Origin of the sequence: Balnearium lithotrophicum (assembly GCF_900182585.1) — a bacterium.
Taxonomy (GTDB): Bacteria; Aquificota; Aquificia; order Desulfurobacteriales; family Desulfurobacteriaceae; genus Balnearium; species Balnearium lithotrophicum.
Window position 1 is genome coordinate 44,469 of the sequence record NZ_FXTM01000008.1, and the last position, 18,841, is coordinate 63,309.

An 18,841-nucleotide genomic window follows, 5' to 3' on the forward strand; every position below is an offset into this window, starting at 1 on the left:
GGAGGAACAGCTTTGAAAAAGCCACCGTACAAAGTCCTCAAAAAGAAGGAAAAGAGGGAAGTTTCCATTCCGGAAAAGATTGACACTCCACAGGCCGAACAGTTGGTTTCCGACATATACTTCGTTCTCCACTTCTTGGAAAAGCACAGGAAAAAAATATTAAGTGCGTTAATTATTATACTCCTATTCGGAGGAGTTTACGCCGGGTACTCCTTCTACTCAAAAGGTATAGAACTAAAGGCAGCCGAGATAACAGACAAAGGGCTTTACTATTTAGATAAGGGAGATAAGAAGAAGGCAATTGAGTACTTTAAAGAAGCCGTAAGGAAATACGGAAGTGCTCCTTCGGGAAAACTCTCTAAGTTCCTTTTGGGAAAGTTGACTAAAAGTAAGCAGGATTTTAAGGATTTAACTAACGTGAAAAGCTTTCTCCTATCTCCTCCATCAAAAACGTCACTTTCAGCCATCCTGATAGATGAAAAAAAACTAAACGAGGCTAAAGGGATTTTAGGTGGAGTGAAAAGGGATGAGTGGACTCACCCTGAGGCCATTTACGATAAACTAATAATATCACTAATGGAAAATAAAAAGGGCGATGCGAGAATGTACTTAGAGACGATTAAGGGGAACTACTCAAACCTTCCCATATCACAGCTTGCAGAGAGGTTGATGAAGTGAAGCTAAAGATTTTAGAGGGAGCTCTAAAGGAGGAGCTCCTAACAACACTGAGGAACAGAGAGACTTCTCCAAAGGAGTTCAGGGAAAACTTGGAGAGGTTAGGAACGCTTTTAATCTCTGAAGCTTTAAAGGACGTAAAGACAAGGACGGTTAATTTAAAGACTCCCGTATCGGAAGGAAACTTTAGAAAAATTTCACAGGAAGTTGTCTTCATTGCGATTTTAAGGGCAGGGCTTTCTCTCATTCCCCCTGCAGTTAACCTCTATCCAAAGGGAAGGATAGGTTTCATAGGAACGTACAGGAACGAAAGAACCCTTGAGCCTGTAAACTACTACGTTAAATTTCCAAAAGTTGAAGGAGCAAAGTACATTATCTTGGACCCCATGCTTGCAACGGGAGGAACTGCAGAACAGTCAATAGAGATTTTAATGGAAAATGGAATTAGAGAGGAAAACATAACTTTCGTCTCCGTTGTATCTGCTCCTGAAGGGATAGAGAGGTTAAGAAGATTTAAAGAAGCAACTCTAATCACGGCCTCTGTTGATGAAAGGTTGAACGATTACGGTTACATTGTTCCGGGACTTGGAGATGCAGGGGATAGGTTCTGCGGAACTGACGATGTGGAGGTAGTTGAGAGCTATGGAGTTTAAGGCCATAAGGGGTGTTGAGGACATAATTCCACCGGAAAGTGAGAAGTTCGAGAGGGTGGTTGATACCTTTAAGGAAATTGTAAAGCTTTCAGGCTTTAAGGAGGTAATACTCCCAATTTTTGAGGAGGCAAAGCTCTTTACGAGGAGCGTTGGGGAGACAACGGACATAGTTCAAAAGGAGATGTACGTCTTTCAGGATAAGGGAGGGAGAACAATTGCCCTGAGGCCTGAGGGAACAGCATCGGCAGTTAGGGCTTACGTAGAAAACGGTATCTATGCGAGGGAGCCCTTTACAAAGTGGTTCTACGTAGGTCCTATGTTCAGGTTTGAAAGGCCTCAGGCAGGAAGAAAGAGGCAGTTCTTTCAGGCTGGGTGTGAGGTCTTTGGAATTAAGGAGCCGGGAGCAGATGCAGAGCTCATAAAGGTTGCTTCAGACATCCTTAAAAAGTTAGGTATTGATGCGGAGCTCCAGATAAACTCCATAGGCTGTAAAAAGTGCAGGCCTGAGTATAGGAGAGCTCTAATCTCATTTTTGAGGGAAAGAGTAAATGAACTCTGTCCTACCTGTCGGGAGAGGTTGGAGAGAAATCCTTTAAGGGTTCTTGACTGTAAGGAGGAGAGCTGTCAGGAGGTAGTGAGTAGAGCTCCAAAAATTACAGATTTCCTCTGTCAGGAATGTAAGGAGCACTACGAAAGGGTTAAGGAGTACTTAAAACTCCTCAGCGTTCCGTTTGTAGAAAATCCACTCCTTGTAAGGGGATTGGACTACTACACGAAAACGGTCTTTGAGTTTAAGAGCTCCAAGCTCGGAGCTCAGAGCACAGTCCTTGCAGGGGGGAGGTACGACGACCTCATAGAGGAGATAGGAGGGCCAAGGACTCCTGCTTTAGGCTTTGCAATGGGAATAGACAGAGCTATCCTCCTCCTTCCAGAATCTAAGGAAAGGAGGGAGGGAGTATTTGTCGTAACGAGGGGAGAGGAGGCCTATAGAAGGGGATTAAAAGTTGTTTCGTTTTTAAGGGAAAAGGGAGTAAAGTCAGAGATTGACCACAGGAGAGGAAGTTTTAAGGCACAGATGAAGGCTGCCGATAGGAACAGGGCAAGGTATGCACTAATAATAGGTGAAGAGGAGGTTGAAAACGATTTCTTCTCTCTTAGGGATTTAGAGACTGGAAAGCAGGAGAGAGTTGAAGGTCTGGAGGAGCTTCTTGGAAGGCTCTAAAAGGAGAGTTCTCATTTTAGGTTCGACCGGCTCAATAGGTGAGAGTACGATTGACATAGTTAAAAGGTTTCCCGAAAGGTTTGAAGTTGTTGGTCTTGTTGCGGGAAGGAACAGGGAAAAACTTTTAAAACAGGCGCAGGAGTTAGACGTCAAAAACTACGTTCTGTTTTCTGAAAGGGGTTTAGAGGGGATAAAGGAGCTGATAGAGAGTACCGATTTTGACGTGGCTGTATGTGCCATTTCAGGCTCTGCCGGAATCCTTCCAACCTACTGGGCTTCAAGGAAAGGAGGGAGAATTGCCCTTGCAAATAAGGAATCTTTGGTCTGTGCAGGTGAGTTTATAAAGAGGGAAGCAAAGGAGATTATTCCCGTTGACAGTGAACACTCTGCAGTCTTTCAGTGTTTAGTAGGTGAGAGAAAGGAGGACGTTGAGGAGATTGTTTTAACGGCCTCAGGCGGAGCTTTTTTAGAAAGGGAAGACCTTGAAAACGTAAAACCTGAGGAGGCCCTTAAACACCCCAATTGGGATATGGGCAAAAAGGTAACGGTTGACTCATCAACTTTAATGAACAAGGGATTGGAGGTTATAGAGGCCTACTGGCTCTTTGAACTTCCTTTGGATAGAATAAAGGTCGTCATCCATCCTCAGAGTATCGTTCACTCGTTAGTTGTCTTTAAGGACAAATCTGTAAAGGCTCAAATTGGTATTCCCGACATGAGAATTCCGATAAGTTATGCCCTATCCTACCCCGAGAGGTTGGAGTTAGGTGAGGAGATGAAGTTGAACCTCTTTGGACTTAGCCTCTCCTTTTTAGAGCCCGACGTTGAAAGGTTTCCCTGCTTGAAGTTGGCCTATGAGAGTTTAAAGAGGGGATACCCCTATCCGATAGTTTTAAATGCTGCCGATGAGGTTGCAGTGGAGCTCTTTTTAAACGGAAAAATTAGATTTACAGACATTCCTAAGCTAATTGAGGAGGCTCTCAACAGGGCAGACTTCAAAAAGCCAGAAACCATTGAAGAGGTCGTTGAAATTGACAGAAGGGCAAAGGAACTAACGTTGGAAATTTTCAGGAGATTCCATTGAGAAAGGGATACGTTCATCTCTACACGGGAAATGGAAAGGGAAAGACATCTGCAGCAGTAGGTCTCTGTATAAGGGCTATAGGAAGGGGTCTTAAGTGTTCGTTCATTCAGTTTATTAAAGGAAAAGAGACGGGCGAAATGATTACTGCAAAGAAACTTCCTAACTTTGAGTTTATACAGACGGGAAGGCCTGACTACGACTTTAGGCCAAACGAGGAGGACAAGAGAAGGGCAGAGGAAGGCTTAAAAATTGCAAGGGACAGAATGAACTCAGTTGACGTTTTGGTTTTGGACGAGGTTGTCGTTGCCGTATTTTTAAAGCTAATAGAGGAAGAGGAGCTCCTTTCCCTGATTTTAGAGAAACCTAAGAGTCTGGAACTTGTGCTGACGGGAAGACATGCAACGGGAAGACTTATAGAGGTTTCAGACTACGTTACAGAATTTCAACTAATAAAACACCCTTTTTACAGAGGAGAAAAAGCAAGACCTGGCATAGATTATTAGGAGAAGCGATGAGATACTTAACTGCCTTTCTTCTACTTTCTCTTTCCTTTACCCTTCAAAGTTGCCTACCCCTTATAGCAGCTGGAGCTGGGGCTGCTGGTGGCTACTACGTAGGTAAGAACTACAATGTAAAAGTCAAGTCACCTGTTGAGGTTGAGAAGAAGAATGATTAGGGTTTGCGAAATATTTGAGTCCATCCAGGGAGAAGGATTAACCCTTGGAGCTCCCTCAATATTCATAAGAACGGGAAAGTGCTCTGTTGGTTGTAAGTTCTGCGATACAAAGTACTCATGGGATTCAGGGAGGGATTACACATTAAATGAAATCTCTAAAATAGTACAGGAGAGCAGAATTCCTGAGGTTGTTATAACAGGAGGAGAACCTTTAGAGGAGGAGGATTTACCGGAGCTCCTTAAAGAACTTTCGAGTTTTTCCCAAGTTAGGAGGATAACGTTAGAGACCTGCGGTCATATGTTTAGGGAGCTCCCAAAGGAAAAGCTCCACTTGGTCGTTTCACCTAAACCTCCAACGATGGGAGTTAAATTCCCTCTTTCGGAACTTCAAATGTTTCTAAAGTTTTATACTGACCTTGAGCTTAAGTTTACGCTCTTTTCGGAGGAAGACTTTAGTGTGATTAAGGATTTTTTGAATAAAAGTAAGAAAGTTCCTGAACCTATTGTTTTACAACCCTTAAACGTTCCAACTGAAAATTACTCCGAAACCTGTAAAAGAGTTATTTCCCTAATCTTTTCTAACAGGGATTTTATAAACAGGTACAGAATTAGGATAATTCCTCAGGTTCACAAGTTTATCGGAGTAAAGTGAATGTTCTGGCTCTACCAGTTACTCCTTTCCGTTTCAATTCCCCTTTTTCCTCTCCTTAAAAAGACTGTAAGTAAGAGGGGAAAAGTAAGTTTAAAAAATAGATTTTCTACAGAATTCTCGGAGGGGAAACAAAAATTTCTACTTCACGTTTCAAGTATAGGTGAGGTTAACTCTGTAAAGCCACTTGTTAAAGCCCTCCAAGGGAAAGTCTCTCTTACGGTTTTTACAGACTACGGTCTTGAAAGGGCAAGGAAAATTTACCCTGAGATTCCTTCAAGAATCTCTCCAATTGACCTTTACCCTATCGTTAAAAACTTTCTAAAGAAAACTTCCCCTAAGGCCGTTCTTATTTACGAGACGGAAATCTGGCCTTCCCTTCTTAAAGCTTCCTCAGAGCTCCAAGTTCCAACCATCTTCGTTAGTGGAAAAATTGGTGAAAGAACGTACAGGAGGATAAAAAGGTTTGAAGGATTTTTAAAGCCCCTATTTAGTGACAAGATTTTCCTTTCAAGAAGCGAGGAGGATGCAGAAAGAGCTTTAAAACTTGGATTTAAGGAAGTTCAAGTCGTAGGAGACCTTAAATTGGATTACGAACCTCCAGAAAAGGGGGTCTCACTTGAAATCGATGAGGAAAGACCGGTAGTTATCTGGGGAAGTACCCACGAGGGAGAGGAGGAGTTGGCCGTAGAGGTTCACAAAAAACTAAAGAGAGACTTTCCAAACATTTTAACAGTGATAGCTCCAAGGCACGTTGGAAGGAGGATAGATATTTCGGGAAACGTTGAGTACAGAAGCAGAACAAAGAGGGTTAGAAGGGAAACAGAGTTTTACATTGTTGACACCGTTGGAGAGCTCTCCTCTCTCTACTCCTACGCAACCGTTGCAGTGGTTGGAGGAAGCTTTGTTGAGGGAATTGGAGGGCACAACCCCGTTGAACCTGTTGCACTTAAAGTCCCGACGTTAATCGGTGAGTTTGGAAATGAGTTTAAGGAGATTGCCCAAACGTTGAAAGTTCCCGTTTTAAAGAGGAGTGAGCTCTACCCCTGTTTGTTGACACTGTTAAAGGAGCCTAAATTGAGGAGTAAGCTTGGAAAGGAGAGTTACTTCCTCTGGCAGGAAAGGAGAGGAGTAACGGAAAGGATTTTGAGGTTTTTAGGAGAGAGAGTTGAACTACAACGAAATTAGGAGGAAGGTTTTAAAGAGAGAGGGACTTTACGGCCTCCTGTTTCCCCCGTTCTACCTCCTTTCGAAACTTTACTGTTTTGGAGCTCTCCTCAGAAACAGGCTCTACGATTCAGGCTTTTTTGAGAGTAAGTCCTTTAATCTTCCTGTAATTTCTGTTGGAAACATAACTGCAGGAGGAAGCGGAAAAACTCCCCTCGTAGAATCAATCTACCTACTCTTAGAGGAGTCTGGATTTTCCCCTGCAATAGTCTGTAAGGGATACAGGGGAAAGGAAAAGGGGCCTGTTTTTGCCGAACCCGAACCTGAAAGGTTCGGTGACGAGTGTGCCGTTTATTCCTTAAAAGGCTATAAAACGGTTGTTTCAAATTTAAAGGTTGATGGAGTTGAATTTGCATTTGAGAAAGGAGCAAATGTTGTAATTGTTGACGATGGATTTCAGCATAGAAAGGTAAAGCCCAAGATAAACTTGGTTGCAGTAGACCCCTTTAATCCATTCGGAGATAACTACTGCTTACCTTTAGGCCTTTTGAGGGAACCCTTAAGTGGCCTTGAGAGGGCTGATGCCTTTGTAATAACGAGGAGTAATTTGATTGATGAAAAGAGGTTGGAGAGTTTGGAGCTCTACCTGAAAACCTTTAAAAAGCCCATTTTCAGAGCAGAGTTTTCATTTAAGTACTGGGTTGATTCAGGATTTAACAGAACCTTACCTCCGGAGGATAAGGAAGTTGACCTCTTCTGCGGAATAGGAAACCCTGGACAGTTTGTTGAAATGGTTATAAAGATGGGATACAGAATTAGAAACCTTATTGTCTTTGAAGACCACCACAGGTACACCGCTATTGAGGCAATGGAGCTCCAAAACTTAAAAAACCCTGTAACAACAGAAAAGGATTTGATAAAGCTGAGAGGAATGGTTCCAAAGGCAAAGGCTCCCGTTTTAAGGTTGGAGTCCTATGGGCTTAAGGAGTTTCTCCTGGCAAACATTGAAAATACAGAGAGAAACGAAGAGGAGGAATTTGAAGGAAGTCTCGCAACTTCTGGAATATCTGACTTTAAAATTAACCGTTAGCGGAATTCAGAAGTTAGATAGAAAGAGGGCTTTTTCAATTGCCGAAAAGTTGGGAAGTATCCTCTACAACATTCCGAGGGTAAAGAAGGTTTGTGAGGAAAATTTAAGGTTTACAGGTTTTCCAGAGGAGATTGGAAGAGAGAGCTTTAAAAACTTCCTCAAGGCATCTGTTGATTTCTTTAGGATGTCGAAGTATTCCGAAGAAGAAATTAAAGACCTCTTTCTTCCTGTTGACCCTTCGGTTGTTCCAGAGGGAGGTGGTTTTCTGCTTACAGCCCATATAGGAAACTGGGAGATAATGGGAGCTCTCTTCTCAATCCTAAGTAAAGGAAAGCTCTCAGTGGTTGCAAAGCCAATGAAAAACAAAAGAGTTGACAAACTTATAAATGGAATAAGGAGAAGGTTTGGAATTAGGGTTATTCCAACGGGAAAAGGTATTGAGATTTTTAAGGAGATAAAGAAAGGAAACTACGTGGGAGTCCTCTTAGACCAGAGGCCAAAGGTAAAGGAAGGTGTTCTAACCTCGTTTTTAGGTAGAAAAACCTACACGAACAAGGGATTGGCACTTCTATCTATAAAAACCGGTAAGCCTGTAATTCCAGCATTCTGTTTCCTTGAGGGTGAAAGGTACAGAATTGAGGTTTACGAGCCGATATACCCTGAATGGAGTGTTGAGGAGTTGACTCAAAAGTACACATCCGCAATTGAGAGAGCAGTTAGAAGACATCCAGAGCAGTGGTTCTGGTTCCACAGAAGGTGGAGGAACTCACCTGAGTTTAGGGAGTGGAAGGGTGAGAAGGCTATTTGAGTTTTTGAAGCTTTTTTTTAAGGGAGCGGTAGGAGACCCATTTGAAAGGGTTGAGTATAAGGAGGGAACTCTAAACGACCAGCTCTTAACAGTTATCCTAAGCGAAAGGTTGGGAATTCCAAATCCTATGTACTACTATCTTGTTGAACTCCTTCCCTACTTGGGAGAGGAGGTTCCTAATTGGGAGGTTAGGAGCTCCAACAGGAAAACCGTTCTTGATAGAGCTCTTAAGGAGTTTGGAGAACCCTAATGGTTGAAAATTACGACACCTTTTTCTGCTCAGGAAAAGGGGGAGTAGGAAAGAGCACTGTTTCCTCCGCGATTGGAGTAAAGCTTGCAGAAAAGGGATACAGAACGTTAGTTGTTTCGTTGGACCCCGCCCATTCCCTCTCTCTGACGTTTGACAGAAAAATAGGTGAAAAACCGACTAAAGTTGTAGAAAACCTTTATGCAGTTGAGTTTAACGTTGAAAAAGAGATTAAAAATTACCTTGAAAGGGTAAAAAGAGAGGCAAGGGAGATTCTGAGCCCTGTTGTCCTGTCTGAGATTGAGAAGCAGATTGAGCTTGCCTATTACTCTCCTGGGGCTTTTGACCTTGCCACTCTGGATTTAATGTACAGAACGGCCATTTTGGAAAGGGGGAAATTTGAAAAGGTCGTATTTGATACCGCCCCTTCAGGTTTTACGGTTAGACTCCTGTCATCCCCCCAGATAAGTGAAAAATGGCTTGAAGGACTTATCAATTTGAGGAAGGAGTCCTTAAAGTACAGAAAAATGGCAGGGGGAACAGAAGTTGAGAGCGACCCAGTTGTAAGGATACTTAGGAAAAGACTAAATCAGATAAGGGAGCTCCGAAAACTCGTCTTCTCTCCCAGAACCCTCTTTTCAATTGTTGTAAATCCTGAAACGCTAACCGTTGAGATAGGAAGAAGGACTCTTTTGGAGCTCCGAAATTTGGGAATTGTGGTAAGACTCATTGTTGCAAACAAAATTGAAAGTAAAGAGGAACTTTCAAAAATAGAGAGGGAGTTCAAGAAGTACAGAACGGAGTTTCTCGTTATTCCAAAGAAAGGGAAAGAACCTAAAGGGGTTGAATCCCTAAGAAGTATTGCATTTGGTCTATAACATCCCCTTTCTCTTTTTCTTATCCTTGTACATTAACGAATCAACGGTGGAGATTAAAATCCTTACTATTTCATCCTTGTTCTTTAATCCCTTAAAATCGCTGGGGAAAGTTACAATTCCAAAGGAAACAGAAAGATTTTCCTCCGGGAAAATCTTCTCAATCTCCCTTCTTATGTCCATCAGTCTTTTCTTTATTCTGTTTTTACTTTCGCTGGATAGAATGAGGATTAGAAACTCATCACCTCCAAATCTTGCAACTACATCGTAAGAACGAAAGTGTTTTTTTAGAATGTCTGCTACTTTCTTTAAGACTTCGTCTCCTTTTAGGTGGCCGTACTTGTCGTTTATCCTTTTAAAGTTATCAAGGTCCAACATAACTACGCTGAAGCTTGTCTTTTCCCTCAGAGCTCTCTCAATTTCGTTCTCCAGTCTGTCGAGAACGTAGTATCTGTTGTAGAGACCTGTTAATTCATCAGTAACCGATAACTTGTAGGTTTCCTCCAAAAGTTTTTCCCTCTGGAGGAGAAAGTAGTCGTACTTCTTCGTAACCTCTTCAAGTAAGTTCTTCAGAATAGTAATCTTTACGTTCTCTCTCATTGTTTTTCCCTCAAAGCTACGAGAAGAGATGTCTGATTGTAAAACTTCAGTGATTTAAAGAACTTGTCCGGTCCTATTTCACCGTAGGTAAAGAAACCAAAGAGTGGGGCATTTAGAACCTGAGTGTAAATTTCATTTTCAACGTAGTTTAAATCCTCCAAAACGAACTGTCTTGCGGTACATGAGAAGTTTAAAATAACGTCAGGATATCTAATGGACTTTTTAACCTTAAGGGCAACTCTTCTATCCTCCTCAAGAATCTCATCCTTATCTCCGTAGGAGAATTTAAACTTCTGTCCCTTCTTTACAGGGCCGTAAAATTCAACGTAGTCCTTTTCAACTTTCCTAAAAGTCCTCATCGTTGCAACGTAACCGTCCTTCTCATCCAATATATTTATAGGAGAATACCAGAGATTTCTAACGTCGTTCTCAACTCCCTTCATCAGATTTTGAACAAGGTAAGAGAAGTTTTTCCCATCATCAGTTTTGTATATCCTGTAGCCTGAGGCATCTTCTATGGTGTACGCTATACCGTAAGGTCTGAAACCGAGGGAAATTCCAATCTCAAAGTCAAAGTTGTCAAACGACAGAATAACAAAACCATTTTTTATGACCTTGTTTTCTGTAAATTGGTACGTTAAAACCTCTCCATCATTTTCAAATCCACTTGAAAGACCGCCTATTATGTTATTAACATAACTGTAATTTAATAGGTTACTTAAATTCTCGATGAAGTACCCCATATTGTGTTCACAAAGGCCACTAAAAATCAAGTGTAATTTACCAGTATTCCTGTTGAGGTAATCGGCAGTTCTCTCTAGTGCTGACTGTTCCTCTATGTTTTCTACAAGGAATTTGCCTATTCTCCCATTTTTCTCAAATTTCAGACTTAAAAGGCTTATTCCTTCGACTATTTCAGTATTTGAAAAGGCATCTAAAGCATGAAAAGCAATCCAATTATCCGTTTTAAAAAACTTGTTTATAAAGTAAGTCACATCCTCGTAACCGTACTTTGGGTGTATGGCGAAGATAAAAAAATCAAAATTAGTTTTTAAATTCGATACTTTTTCTTTTAATTCCTTAAGGGCAAAGTAGAGACTGTTTTCTTTTGAACAGTTGACTGTAGCAATCATAGTATTAAATCATCCTCAATCTGGTTCCCAATTTATATTATACATCCATAATTTTAAGATAAATCTCAATTAAAAGGGGTAAACTTGAGGAAAATAGCCTTTTATACCTTAGGTTGTAAGATGAACATCCACGAAACCGCCTACATGGAGGAAAGATTCAAAGAGGCAGGATATGAAGTCGTTCCCTTTGAGGAAAGGGCTGATGTTTATATTATCAACACGTGTACAGTAACTCACACGGCAGACTCAAAGAGCAGAAAGGCCGTGAGAAAGGCCAAGAGTACAAATCCTGAATCCCTTGTAGTTGTTACCGGATGTTACTCTGAAGTCTACCCAGAGGAAGTGGAAAAAATAGAGGAGGCTGATTTTATAACAGGTAACGTTGAAAAGTTCAACATTGTTGGACTTGTTGAGAGAAGGTTGAGGGGAGAGTTACCAAGAGTTTACGTTAAAGGGGTCTGGAAGGATGGAAAGTTTTATCCACTCACGTTGAGGCACTATGAGGGAAGAACGAGGGCTTTCTTAAAAGTTCAGCAGGGGTGTGAACTCTTCTGTTCCTACTGCATCATTCCTAAGGCAAGGGGAAGGATGGTAAGTCTTCCACCAGAGGAGGTTCTAAAACAGGCGGAGGAGTTGGTTTCTGCAGGGTACAAGGAAATTGTCCTTACGGGAACTCACTTGGGTGGTTACGGTGTTGACCTTGGGGGAGACTGGAATCTGGCAAGATTAATCACTAAATTAGTAGAGATTCCAAACCTTTACCTTCTAAGGCTTAGCTCCGTTGAGCCAGTGGAGTTTACAGATGAGCTGATAGAGGTTATAACCTCCTCAGAAAAAGTTGCTCCACACTTTCACATTCCCCTCCAGAGTGGAAGCAGAACTGTTCTTGAGAGGATGAGGAGAAGGTACACTCCGGAGGAGTACAGGAGAGTTGTAGAGAAAATAGTTTCCTTGAGGCCTGAGAGCTGTATTGGAACCGATGTAATGGTTGGATTTCCAGGGGAAACTGAAAAGGAGTTTGAGGAGACAAGAAAACTTATCGAGGAACTTCCCTTAGGATACCTTCACGTGTTTCCATACTCAAGGAGAGAGGGAACAGTTGCATCTAAACTCAAGGATTCGGTCTCCCCTGAGGAGAAGAAGGAAAGGGCTAAAATTTTGAGGGAAATAGGAAAGGAAAAGAGCATTTCCTTTAGAAAGCAGTTTTTAGGAAGGAAACTTGAAGGGCTGGTTTTAAGCGAAATTGAAGGAAAAAGGAGCAGAGCTCTGACAGGAAACTACATAAACGTAATCTTGGATAAGAAAGTTCCTCCCGGAGAAGTTGTAAGATTTAAACTGAAAAAGGTTGGAGAGAAGAGGGAGGAGAACTACGGAGAGGTTGTAAACAGATGAAGAAATTTAAGAAACTCATGAAGTGTTCAACGTGTGGAAACGTTGGAGAGTTTGAGTATGTAGGCTCAAGGAACGTAAACAAGAGGGGGGAGGTTTCCGACATTGTAGGAGACAGTGAAATGTGGATAAGTTACTTTAGGTGTCCAAACTGCTCCTCCTACGAGGTTGATTTTCACCCCTTAGGGGAAAAGCCCGACGTTCCGGATGAGTTCTTTAAAGAGGTTGACTTGGATGGAAAAGTGGGAAGATAAGTTTTTCAAGTGGTTCTCCCTCTTTCTCCTCTTTGCCCTTCTAATAAACGTAGGAACACTGGTTTTGATTCACGAGGAGCCAAGAAGGGGAATAATCACCTTTGAAATGCTAAAGAGTAACAACTTTCTCCAGCCGACCGTTTTAGGAGTTCCTTACTTTAAAAAGCCTCCCTTACACGAATGGATTACTTCGCTCCTTTCCCTCCCCTTTGGAGTTTCTGAAACAACGTTGAGACTCCCTTCGGCCATTGCCGTATTCTTAACCTCCTTTACACTCTTTTTCCTTCTGAAAAACTTTTTGGGCAGGAGAGGAGCTCTCTTTTCATCCCTCATATATCCAACCTTCTTCGTTGTCCTCTTTGGATACTCAACAAAGTGTGAACCAGATACTATTTTTACCCTGTTTGTAACGCTCTCTATACTCCTATTCTTCTACTTCTTTGAGAAGAAGAGGGAATTTACAGCTTGGTTTTTGGGTTACTTTTTTACATCCCTTGCCCTTTTAACAAAGGGGCTCCCTGCAGTCCAATTTTTCCTCTTTTTTCTGTTCTCCTACTTTCTTATAAACAGAAATTTCAAAAAGCTCCTCTCAATAAATCACCTAATCGGCCTTTTGGCAGGAATTTTTCCCTTTCTTCTCTGGCTCCTTTCAGTTAACACAGACCAAGCTATTAAAACTCTCTTTTCTGAGGTTCTTTCGAGAGCTCCCGGCAAAGTTAACTTTTTACACGCAGTAAAGAACTACACTACTTATCCCTTTAGATTTCTACTTTCGACATTTCCTTGGTCATTCATTTTCCTTTACTACATTTTTAAGAGGAGAATAAATTGGAGGACAGAGGATAATTTAATAAAGGTCTTCTCTATCACCTTTCTCTTGGATACCCTTCTTTACTGGGTTTTTCCCGGAAGCAGACTGAGATACCTTATGCCTGCTCTACCTCTATTTTCAGTAATCCTGTCTCAATTCTTCCTTAAAGAAAAGCTCATACACAAGAGGGCCAAAGAGATACTGAGATTTACCGTTGAAATTTTGGTTCCACTTGGAATTGTTGCTGGTGTTTTAATCACAGGGTATCCTTCACTGATTTTAAAGGAAACACTGATATTTCTTATTTTTCTCTACGGAATTTATTTCTTTTTTCTTCCAAGGTTCAACTTTTCCTACGTAGTTATTCTCATTTCTGTACTAATGGTTATTTTAAGGGGATTTTACAGTTCCTACTACTATCCTATTGCAGAGTACAAGTATCCTCCCGTTAGAATTACTGCTAAACAGATAGCAAGGGATACAGAGAAATATGAACTTTTTACGAAAACGACCTATTTACAGCTCTGTTTTTACGTTGAAAAGTACAAAAATAAGGTCTTATACTTTGTAGAGAATCCTCCCGAAGATTCCCTCTTTCTGTCTCAAAGGAGGGAAGGAAATGTTTTAAAGGAGTATAATTTAGGAAAACACAGGTTTTTTCTGTGCTCTTACGGAATAAAATCTCTGAGGCAATGAGAAAGGAATGCTAAATTTTGCTGTTTGCTCCCACGTTGTAGAGACTAAGAAGGAATTTTCATTCTGGAGGAAATTTTCAGACTTCTTCTCGAGGAAATTAAACACAAAAATTGAAATAGTTACTTTTGAAAACTATTTAGAGGAAAAAAATAAAGCTCTAAAGGCAAGTTATGATATCTATTATTCAAATCCTGTGATTTCCTATACTTTATACAAGAGAGGTTACAAGCCTATTGCAAGATTCAGGAATAAAAAGGACAACTTCGTAGTAATTGGATACAAGAAATTTTTTGAGAATTCAAACACAGTAATAACAACGTACGTAGAAACAAATTTACTTCCTGTACTGATAATTGAAAACTTTGACTTTTTAAGGACAAACGTTGCATTTTCCAAGAATCAAAGTGAAGTTTACAAAAGAGTAAAGGAAGGTGTCGCTGATTTTGGAATAATGTACGAGGAGACCTATTTAGAGATAGAGGATAGCAACAAACCCCCTGTTATTCTAAAAATAAATTCAAACTTAGAACACACCTTAATGGTTAAACCTGAGCACTATGAAAAAATTAAAGAATATGTAGAAAAGTTTGATGAGCTGAAGAGAATAACGGAAGATGAGTTTCTTGAAGGTTTAACGGAAAAACTTCCAATTATTTCATTTTTAAAAACTAAGGAAATTTTTGATATTGCAAAGGCCGTTTACCACAATCCTTACGTTGGTATTGCAATTTACAAAGATACCATAGTCTATGCAAGTGAAAACATTCAGAGGATTTTAGGATATTCCTTGGATGAATTAAAAAAACTTAGACCTCAAGACATTGTAGTAGAAAACTATAGAGAGGTAGTAGAAAAGGCATACAACAAGAGATTAAAGGGGGAATTCTTCTTTAAAGGTTACGAGTACGTTAAGTTGAGGACAAAAAGTGGGAATTACATATACGCTTTTGTATTTTCAAGTACGATACTCTACCAAAACTCATATGCAGGTCTTCTTTTTATAATTGATGTAACTAAAGAGGTTTTATTTAGAAAGTTCTACAGTATCTTAAGGAACGTGAACAGAGCAATCATATCGGTTCTTACAGAGAGGGAGCTCTTCGAGGTTATCTGTCGCACTCTTAAAAAGGAGTTAGAAATTAAATTTGCATGGATTGGTGTTATTGATGAAAAAACAAAGAAGTTTAAGAAGATATATAAATGTGGTCAAGATGACAGGTATTTAGAAGTTTTTAACGTTTCTATAGATAAGAGTATCTTAAATACAGAAGATTTTACGATTAAAGCTTACGAAGAAGGGGAAATTGTCCTAAATCCCTCTGTTGAGAAAGGAAAAGAACGTTGGAAAAGTGAAATGTTAAAGAGGAATTTTCTATCATCTGTTTCCGTTCCTATAATGAAAAACGGTAAAGTTTATGCTGTTTTAAACATATACTCACCTATTTCCCGTTTCTTTGATGATTCTTATAGGAGTTTGTTTGAAGAACTAAGCAACGATTTAAGTTTTGCTCTTGAGAAAATAGATAGCATTAAGAAATCCGTTGTTTTGGAGAACTCAATAGAAAAGGCCACGGAGTGGGTAATAATTACAGATAAAAATGGAAAGATTGAGTATGTAAACGATTATGTATGCGAAATATCGGGATACTCCAAAGAGGAACTTTTAGGTAAAAGGCCAAGTATCTTCAAGTCGGGTTATCACAGTGAGGAATTTTATAGAAAACTCTGGGAAACAATTTCTTCTGGAAAAGAGTTTAGTGCTGTATTTGTAAATAGAGCCAAATCAGGGAAACTCTTTTATTTGGAACAGAAGATAGTTCCTGTAACCCTTCCCGACGGAGAGTCAAGGTTTGTTGGAATTGGAAGGGATATAACGACAGAGAGAATTCTCCTTGAGGAGAACGAGAGGTTAAAGTACTACGACATTCTAACGGGACTTTATAACTTTAATGGCTTTTCTGTCCACGTGGAGGATTTCTTAAATAAAAATCCCGACACTTTGTCTGCTCTTTTGATTTTGGATATAGCCAATTTTTCTTACATTAATAAAACTTTTGGCTCAGATTTTGGTGATGAAGTTTTAAGGAAAGTTACAGAAATCTTAAGAAGTAACTTTAAAAGAGAAGATATAGTTGGAAGAATAGGGGGAGATGAATTTGGAATATTTCTCAAAGATTTGTCAGATAAGAGGGATTTATTCTTAATTATTGAAAGGGTTAAGGATATCCTTAACCGGTACATCCCTTTAAAAGTTGGAAATAGAGAGTTGAACTTAGTCATTCATGGAGGAATTGCCGTTTATCCAGACGATGGAAGAACGTTTAAAGAGCTCTTACAGAATGCAACTGTTGCCTTGAAGGCAGCTAAAAGGAGCAAAGGTAGTGACATAAGAATTTTTAACAAGAGTTTGGAAAAGGAGATAGGTTCATTTTTAGTTGTAGACAATCTCCTATTTAATGCGGTAAGAAAGGAGTTATTTTTATTCCACTATCAGCCTTACTTTAATGTAAAAAGTAAAGAACTTGTCGGTTTTGAGGCACTTGTAAGGATAAGGGATGAAAATGGTATCCTTCACTATCCCGGTGAATTTATAGACGTTCTTGAGCAGTCTAACTATCTAAATCCATTTAGAGAATGGGCTTTAAAGGAAGTTTCAGAAAAGATAAAGAGGTGGAAAAGACCTATAAGTGTAAATATTTCTGCAAGAACGTTTAAAAATCCGAACTTTCCTAAACAGATTTTGGAGTATGTAAAGGAGCTCCCTGCTCCAATGGTTCTTGAAATAACAGAAAGGCTCTACATGTCTGAGGTGGAAAAATCGAAGGAAATTATTAAAGAACTTAGAAAGTGTAAGAACTTAAAAATTTCAATAGACGATTTTGGAACCGGATACTCCTCCCTTTCCTACTTAATGGATATAGATGCAGATACTATAAAAATAGACATATCGTTTGTGAGAAAAATGGTTAAGGATGAACGTTCAAGGATTATAGTAAAGGCAATAGTAACATTGGCAAAGGAACTTAACATGAAAACTGTAGCAGAAGGGGTAGAAACTGAAGAGCAGTTTGAAATAGTAAAGAGTATGGGAATTGATTACGTTCAGGGATTTTTCTTCTCTAAACCGCTTCCCGAGGAGGAAGTTGGTAAGCTACTCGGAAATTAAGTCGGGAAGAACAGAGGAAGCTGATTCCCGAAAAGTAAAGTCACAGTATTTAGAAATGGGAGTTTCCTCAGGATTAATCTCAACAAGTAAAGCTCCTCTTTTCTTCGCAATTAAAGGGAGTGATGCTGCTGGTTGAACTACTGCAGAAGTTCCAACAGTTATAAAGAGCTCACAGTTTTCAGAAAATAGAATTGCTTTTTCAAGGACATTCTCCGGCAGGCTCTCTCCAAACCAGACGACACCTGGCCCGACAACTTCTCCACACTTTGGACAAATTGGGAGCTCCCCACCATCAATTTTCCTGAATACATCCTCTTTTAATTTCTCTTCGGAAATTTTCTTTAAAAACTCCCTGCTTGAGAGAGGAAAGATAACAGAAAACTCCTTTTCAGGATAGAGAGCCCCACAGTATCTGCACTTTCCGTCAAAAATGTAGCCGTGGAGCTCCAGAAACTTCCTATTTCCGGCTTCCCTGTGGAGTCCATCAACGTTTTGGGTTACATGAATAAAATGGGGAAAAACTTTTTCCATTTTAGAAATGGCATAGTGGGCAGGGTTGGGGTTGGAATTTGCTATAAGGTGCATTCTCCAAATGTACCACTTCCAGACAAGCTGCGGATTTTGAAAAAAGGCCTCTGGGGTTGCGAGTTCTGTCGGGTTAAACTTGTTCCAAAGGCCGTCTTTACCTCTAAATGTAGGAATTCCGCTCTCTGCACTTAAACCGGCACCTGACAGAAGAACGACCTTTTTTACCTCTTTTAGAATTTTGATTAGCTTTTCTTTCATTTTTGATTGGTGCCCGGGGCGGGATTTGAACCCGCACGGGATTTCTCCCACAGGATCCTGAGTCCTGCGCGTCTGCCTATTCCGCCACCCGGGCAGGTTTTTCATTTTACGTGATAATATTAACTGTCATTTAGAATTTGTCAACGAATTGTTCGATTGTTCGAGGGTGTTTGAAAATTGCCATAGGAAACAAAAAAGCCTATCCTCTCCGGTATGAGAGCTAAAATTCTCAACTTCAGAAAAGTTTTCAAACTCACTCAAAACTACATGCACCGAAGAGGACAGGCTCTAATTAAATATTTATATCCAATCAGGACAAAAAGGGTGTTCTCGTTCAATACATGGTGGACACCCTGGAGTTTTTTAATATATTCCTCAAACTTCTCTACTGGAGTCTTATAACCAAGACTTTGATGAGGCCTAACGAAGTTGTAAAAGTTTAGATACCTAAATAGTTTCCTGTTCATTTCATCAATTTTCGGCTCAGTCCCTTCTATCATCCACAGTTCCTTCTCCACCGTCTGTATGAACCTTTCAACGTGTGCATTGGTCTTGGGAGACCTCGGATAGCTGAAGTAGTGTTCTATTCCCCTCTCCTTAAGGTAATCCTCTAACTCTCCTATAAACTCACTCCCGTTATCAGTTTGAACCTTTTCTATTTTGAAGGGAAGAAACTTTTCAAGTTCTTGAAAGAATCGTTTTCCACTCCTGCTGCTTTTTGTAGAATAAACCTTTGCAAAGCCTATTCTGGTGAATTTATCTATTGCTGTGAATTGGTAGAAGGTTTTTCCGCACCAGTAGAGGTATTTGACATCTATGAGGACTGTTCCGGGTTTATCGGCTCTAAGTCCTCTTCTGGT

At 40.2% G+C, this 18,841-nt stretch carries 20 protein-coding genes and 1 tRNA gene; 16 read left to right on the forward strand and 5 right to left on the reverse strand.

What is annotated here, in order from left to right; all coding sequences use genetic code 11:
- The first annotated feature begins 12 nt into the window (after positions 1-12).
- The 12 genes from FN732_RS04010 to FN732_RS04060 are packed head-to-tail and all read left to right on the forward strand — an operon-like array spanning position 13 to position 9,149.
- Entirely contained in the window at positions 13-678 is a 666-nt protein-coding gene (locus tag FN732_RS04010; protein WP_142934979.1) for a YfgM family protein, read from the forward strand.
- Positions 675-1,328: a uracil phosphoribosyltransferase gene (upp, locus tag FN732_RS04015; RefSeq protein WP_185954236.1), complete on the forward strand. Its 654-nt coding sequence runs from the start codon at positions 675-677 to the stop codon at positions 1,326-1,328. Before FN732_RS04010 ends, upp begins: the two co-directional genes overlap by 4 nt.
- Positions 1,318-2,550, forward strand: a complete 1,233-nt coding sequence (gene hisS, locus FN732_RS04020) for a histidine--tRNA ligase (RefSeq protein ID WP_142934984.1) — start codon at positions 1,318-1,320, stop codon at positions 2,548-2,550. The genes upp and hisS overlap by 11 nt, the downstream gene beginning before the upstream one ends.
- Positions 2,537-3,634: a 1-deoxy-D-xylulose-5-phosphate reductoisomerase gene (gene dxr, locus FN732_RS04025; RefSeq protein WP_185954237.1), complete on the forward strand. Its 1,098-nt coding sequence runs from the start codon at positions 2,537-2,539 to the stop codon at positions 3,632-3,634. The genes hisS and dxr overlap by 14 nt, the downstream gene beginning before the upstream one ends.
- A complete protein-coding gene (locus tag FN732_RS04030; RefSeq protein ID WP_246051324.1) occupies positions 3,631-4,137 on the forward strand; it encodes a cob(I)yrinic acid a,c-diamide adenosyltransferase in 507 nt (168 codons plus the stop codon). The genes dxr and FN732_RS04030 overlap by 4 nt, the downstream gene beginning before the upstream one ends.
- 8 nt (positions 4,138-4,145) lie before the next feature.
- Positions 4,146-4,310, forward strand: a complete 165-nt coding sequence (locus tag FN732_RS09555; protein WP_185954238.1) for a hypothetical protein — start codon at positions 4,146-4,148, stop codon at positions 4,308-4,310.
- Positions 4,303-4,962: a 7-carboxy-7-deazaguanine synthase QueE gene (locus FN732_RS04035; RefSeq protein WP_142934990.1), complete on the forward strand. Its 660-nt coding sequence runs from the start codon at positions 4,303-4,305 to the stop codon at positions 4,960-4,962. Before FN732_RS09555 ends, FN732_RS04035 begins: the two co-directional genes overlap by 8 nt.
- The gene (locus tag FN732_RS04040) at positions 4,963-6,147 is read left to right on the forward strand and encodes a 3-deoxy-D-manno-octulosonic acid transferase (RefSeq protein WP_142934993.1); all 1,185 of its coding nucleotides are present in this window, start codon (positions 4,963-4,965) and stop codon (positions 6,145-6,147) included. It begins immediately after the preceding gene.
- Positions 6,128-7,216 carry a tetraacyldisaccharide 4'-kinase gene (gene lpxK, locus FN732_RS04045; RefSeq protein WP_142934995.1) on the forward strand — a complete coding sequence of 363 codons (1,089 nt, stop codon included), beginning with the start codon at positions 6,128-6,130 and terminating at the stop codon, positions 7,214-7,216. The genes FN732_RS04040 and lpxK overlap by 20 nt, the downstream gene beginning before the upstream one ends.
- Entirely contained in the window at positions 7,164-8,024 is an 861-nt protein-coding gene (locus FN732_RS04050) for a lysophospholipid acyltransferase family protein (RefSeq protein ID WP_142934997.1), read from the forward strand. The genes lpxK and FN732_RS04050 overlap by 53 nt, the downstream gene beginning before the upstream one ends.
- Positions 8,008-8,274 carry a DUF7990 family protein gene (locus FN732_RS04055; protein WP_142934999.1) on the forward strand — a complete coding sequence of 89 codons (267 nt, stop codon included), beginning with the start codon at positions 8,008-8,010 and terminating at the stop codon, positions 8,272-8,274. Before FN732_RS04050 ends, FN732_RS04055 begins: the two co-directional genes overlap by 17 nt.
- On the forward strand, positions 8,274-9,149 hold the full coding sequence (locus tag FN732_RS04060; RefSeq protein WP_142935001.1) for an ArsA family ATPase: 876 nt from the start codon (positions 8,274-8,276) through the stop codon (positions 9,147-9,149). The genes FN732_RS04055 and FN732_RS04060 overlap by 1 nt, the downstream gene beginning before the upstream one ends.
- Here the strand turns inward: FN732_RS04060 and FN732_RS04065 are convergent.
- Together FN732_RS04065 and FN732_RS04070 are read right to left on the reverse strand one after the other, a co-directional pair.
- Positions 9,144-9,746 carry a GGDEF domain-containing protein gene (locus tag FN732_RS04065; RefSeq protein WP_142935003.1) on the reverse strand — a complete coding sequence of 201 codons (603 nt, stop codon included), beginning with the start codon at positions 9,744-9,746 and terminating at the stop codon, positions 9,144-9,146. The two genes, FN732_RS04060 and FN732_RS04065, sit on opposite strands and share 6 nt — an antisense overlap.
- Complete coding sequence (locus tag FN732_RS04070; protein WP_142935005.1) at positions 9,743-10,879, reverse strand: FIST C-terminal domain-containing protein; 1,137 nt, start codon at positions 10,877-10,879, stop codon at positions 9,743-9,745. The genes FN732_RS04065 and FN732_RS04070 overlap by 4 nt, the downstream gene beginning before the upstream one ends.
- An 84-nt stretch (positions 10,880-10,963) precedes the next feature.
- Between FN732_RS04070 and mtaB the strand changes: the two genes are divergently transcribed.
- From mtaB to FN732_RS04090, 4 genes are read left to right on the forward strand one after another with little or no spacing between them, the layout of a single operon-like run.
- The gene (mtaB, locus tag FN732_RS04075; RefSeq protein WP_142935008.1) at positions 10,964-12,271 is read left to right on the forward strand and encodes a tRNA (N(6)-L-threonylcarbamoyladenosine(37)-C(2))-methylthiotransferase MtaB; all 1,308 of its coding nucleotides are present in this window, start codon (positions 10,964-10,966) and stop codon (positions 12,269-12,271) included.
- Positions 12,268-12,522 (forward strand): hypothetical protein, encoded by a 255-nt coding sequence (locus FN732_RS04080; RefSeq protein WP_142935010.1) that lies wholly within the window; start codon positions 12,268-12,270, stop codon positions 12,520-12,522. Before mtaB ends, FN732_RS04080 begins: the two co-directional genes overlap by 4 nt.
- Entirely contained in the window at positions 12,503-14,029 is a 1,527-nt protein-coding gene (locus tag FN732_RS04085; RefSeq protein WP_142935012.1) for an ArnT family glycosyltransferase, read from the forward strand. Before FN732_RS04080 ends, FN732_RS04085 begins: the two co-directional genes overlap by 20 nt.
- Positions 14,030-14,036: 7 nt before the next feature.
- The gene (locus FN732_RS04090) at positions 14,037-17,195 is read left to right on the forward strand and encodes a bifunctional diguanylate cyclase/phosphodiesterase (RefSeq protein WP_142935015.1); all 3,159 of its coding nucleotides are present in this window, start codon (positions 14,037-14,039) and stop codon (positions 17,193-17,195) included.
- On the opposite strand, the gene FN732_RS04095 is transcribed toward FN732_RS04090, so the two are convergent.
- The 3 genes from FN732_RS04095 to FN732_RS04105 form a co-directional block, all read right to left on the reverse strand.
- Complete coding sequence (locus FN732_RS04095) at positions 17,181-17,981, reverse strand: SIR2 family NAD-dependent protein deacylase (protein WP_142935017.1); 801 nt, start codon at positions 17,979-17,981, stop codon at positions 17,181-17,183. The genes FN732_RS04090 and FN732_RS04095 overlap by 15 nt on opposite strands.
- 7 nt (positions 17,982-17,988) lie before the next feature.
- Positions 17,989-18,075, reverse strand: a tRNA-Leu gene (locus FN732_RS04100).
- 169 nt (positions 18,076-18,244) lie between these two features.
- The coding region (locus tag FN732_RS04105; RefSeq protein ID WP_142935020.1) for an integrase core domain-containing protein at positions 18,245-18,841 on the reverse strand (597 nt) is incomplete at its 5' end.

Bases quoted from the DNA above. Each gene is read 5' to 3' on its own strand.
- hisS (WP_142934984.1), top strand. From the start codon at position 1,318: ATGGAGTTTAAGGCCATAAGGGGTGTTGAGGACATAATTCCACCGGAA.
- FN732_RS09555 (WP_185954238.1), top strand. From the start codon at position 4,146: ATGAGATACTTAACTGCCTTTCTTCTACTTTCTCTTTCCTTTACCCTT.
- FN732_RS04035 (WP_142934990.1), top strand. From the start codon at position 4,303: ATGATTAGGGTTTGCGAAATATTTGAGTCCATCCAGGGAGAAGGATTA.
- FN732_RS04040 (WP_142934993.1), top strand. From the start codon at position 4,963: ATGTTCTGGCTCTACCAGTTACTCCTTTCCGTTTCAATTCCCCTTTTT.
- FN732_RS04060 (WP_142935001.1), top strand. From the start codon at position 8,274: ATGGTTGAAAATTACGACACCTTTTTCTGCTCAGGAAAAGGGGGAGTA.
- FN732_RS04065 (WP_142935003.1), bottom strand. From the start codon at position 9,746: ATGAGAGAGAACGTAAAGATTACTATTCTGAAGAACTTACTTGAAGAG.
- FN732_RS04070 (WP_142935005.1), bottom strand. From the start codon at position 10,879: ATGATTGCTACAGTCAACTGTTCAAAAGAAAACAGTCTCTACTTTGCC.
- FN732_RS04080 (WP_142935010.1), top strand. From the start codon at position 12,268: ATGAAGAAATTTAAGAAACTCATGAAGTGTTCAACGTGTGGAAACGTT.
- FN732_RS04085 (WP_142935012.1), top strand. From the start codon at position 12,503: ATGGAAAAGTGGGAAGATAAGTTTTTCAAGTGGTTCTCCCTCTTTCTC.
- FN732_RS04090 (WP_142935015.1), top strand. From the start codon at position 14,037: ATGCTAAATTTTGCTGTTTGCTCCCACGTTGTAGAGACTAAGAAGGAA.
- FN732_RS04095 (WP_142935017.1), bottom strand. From the start codon at position 17,981: ATGAAAGAAAAGCTAATCAAAATTCTAAAAGAGGTAAAAAAGGTCGTT.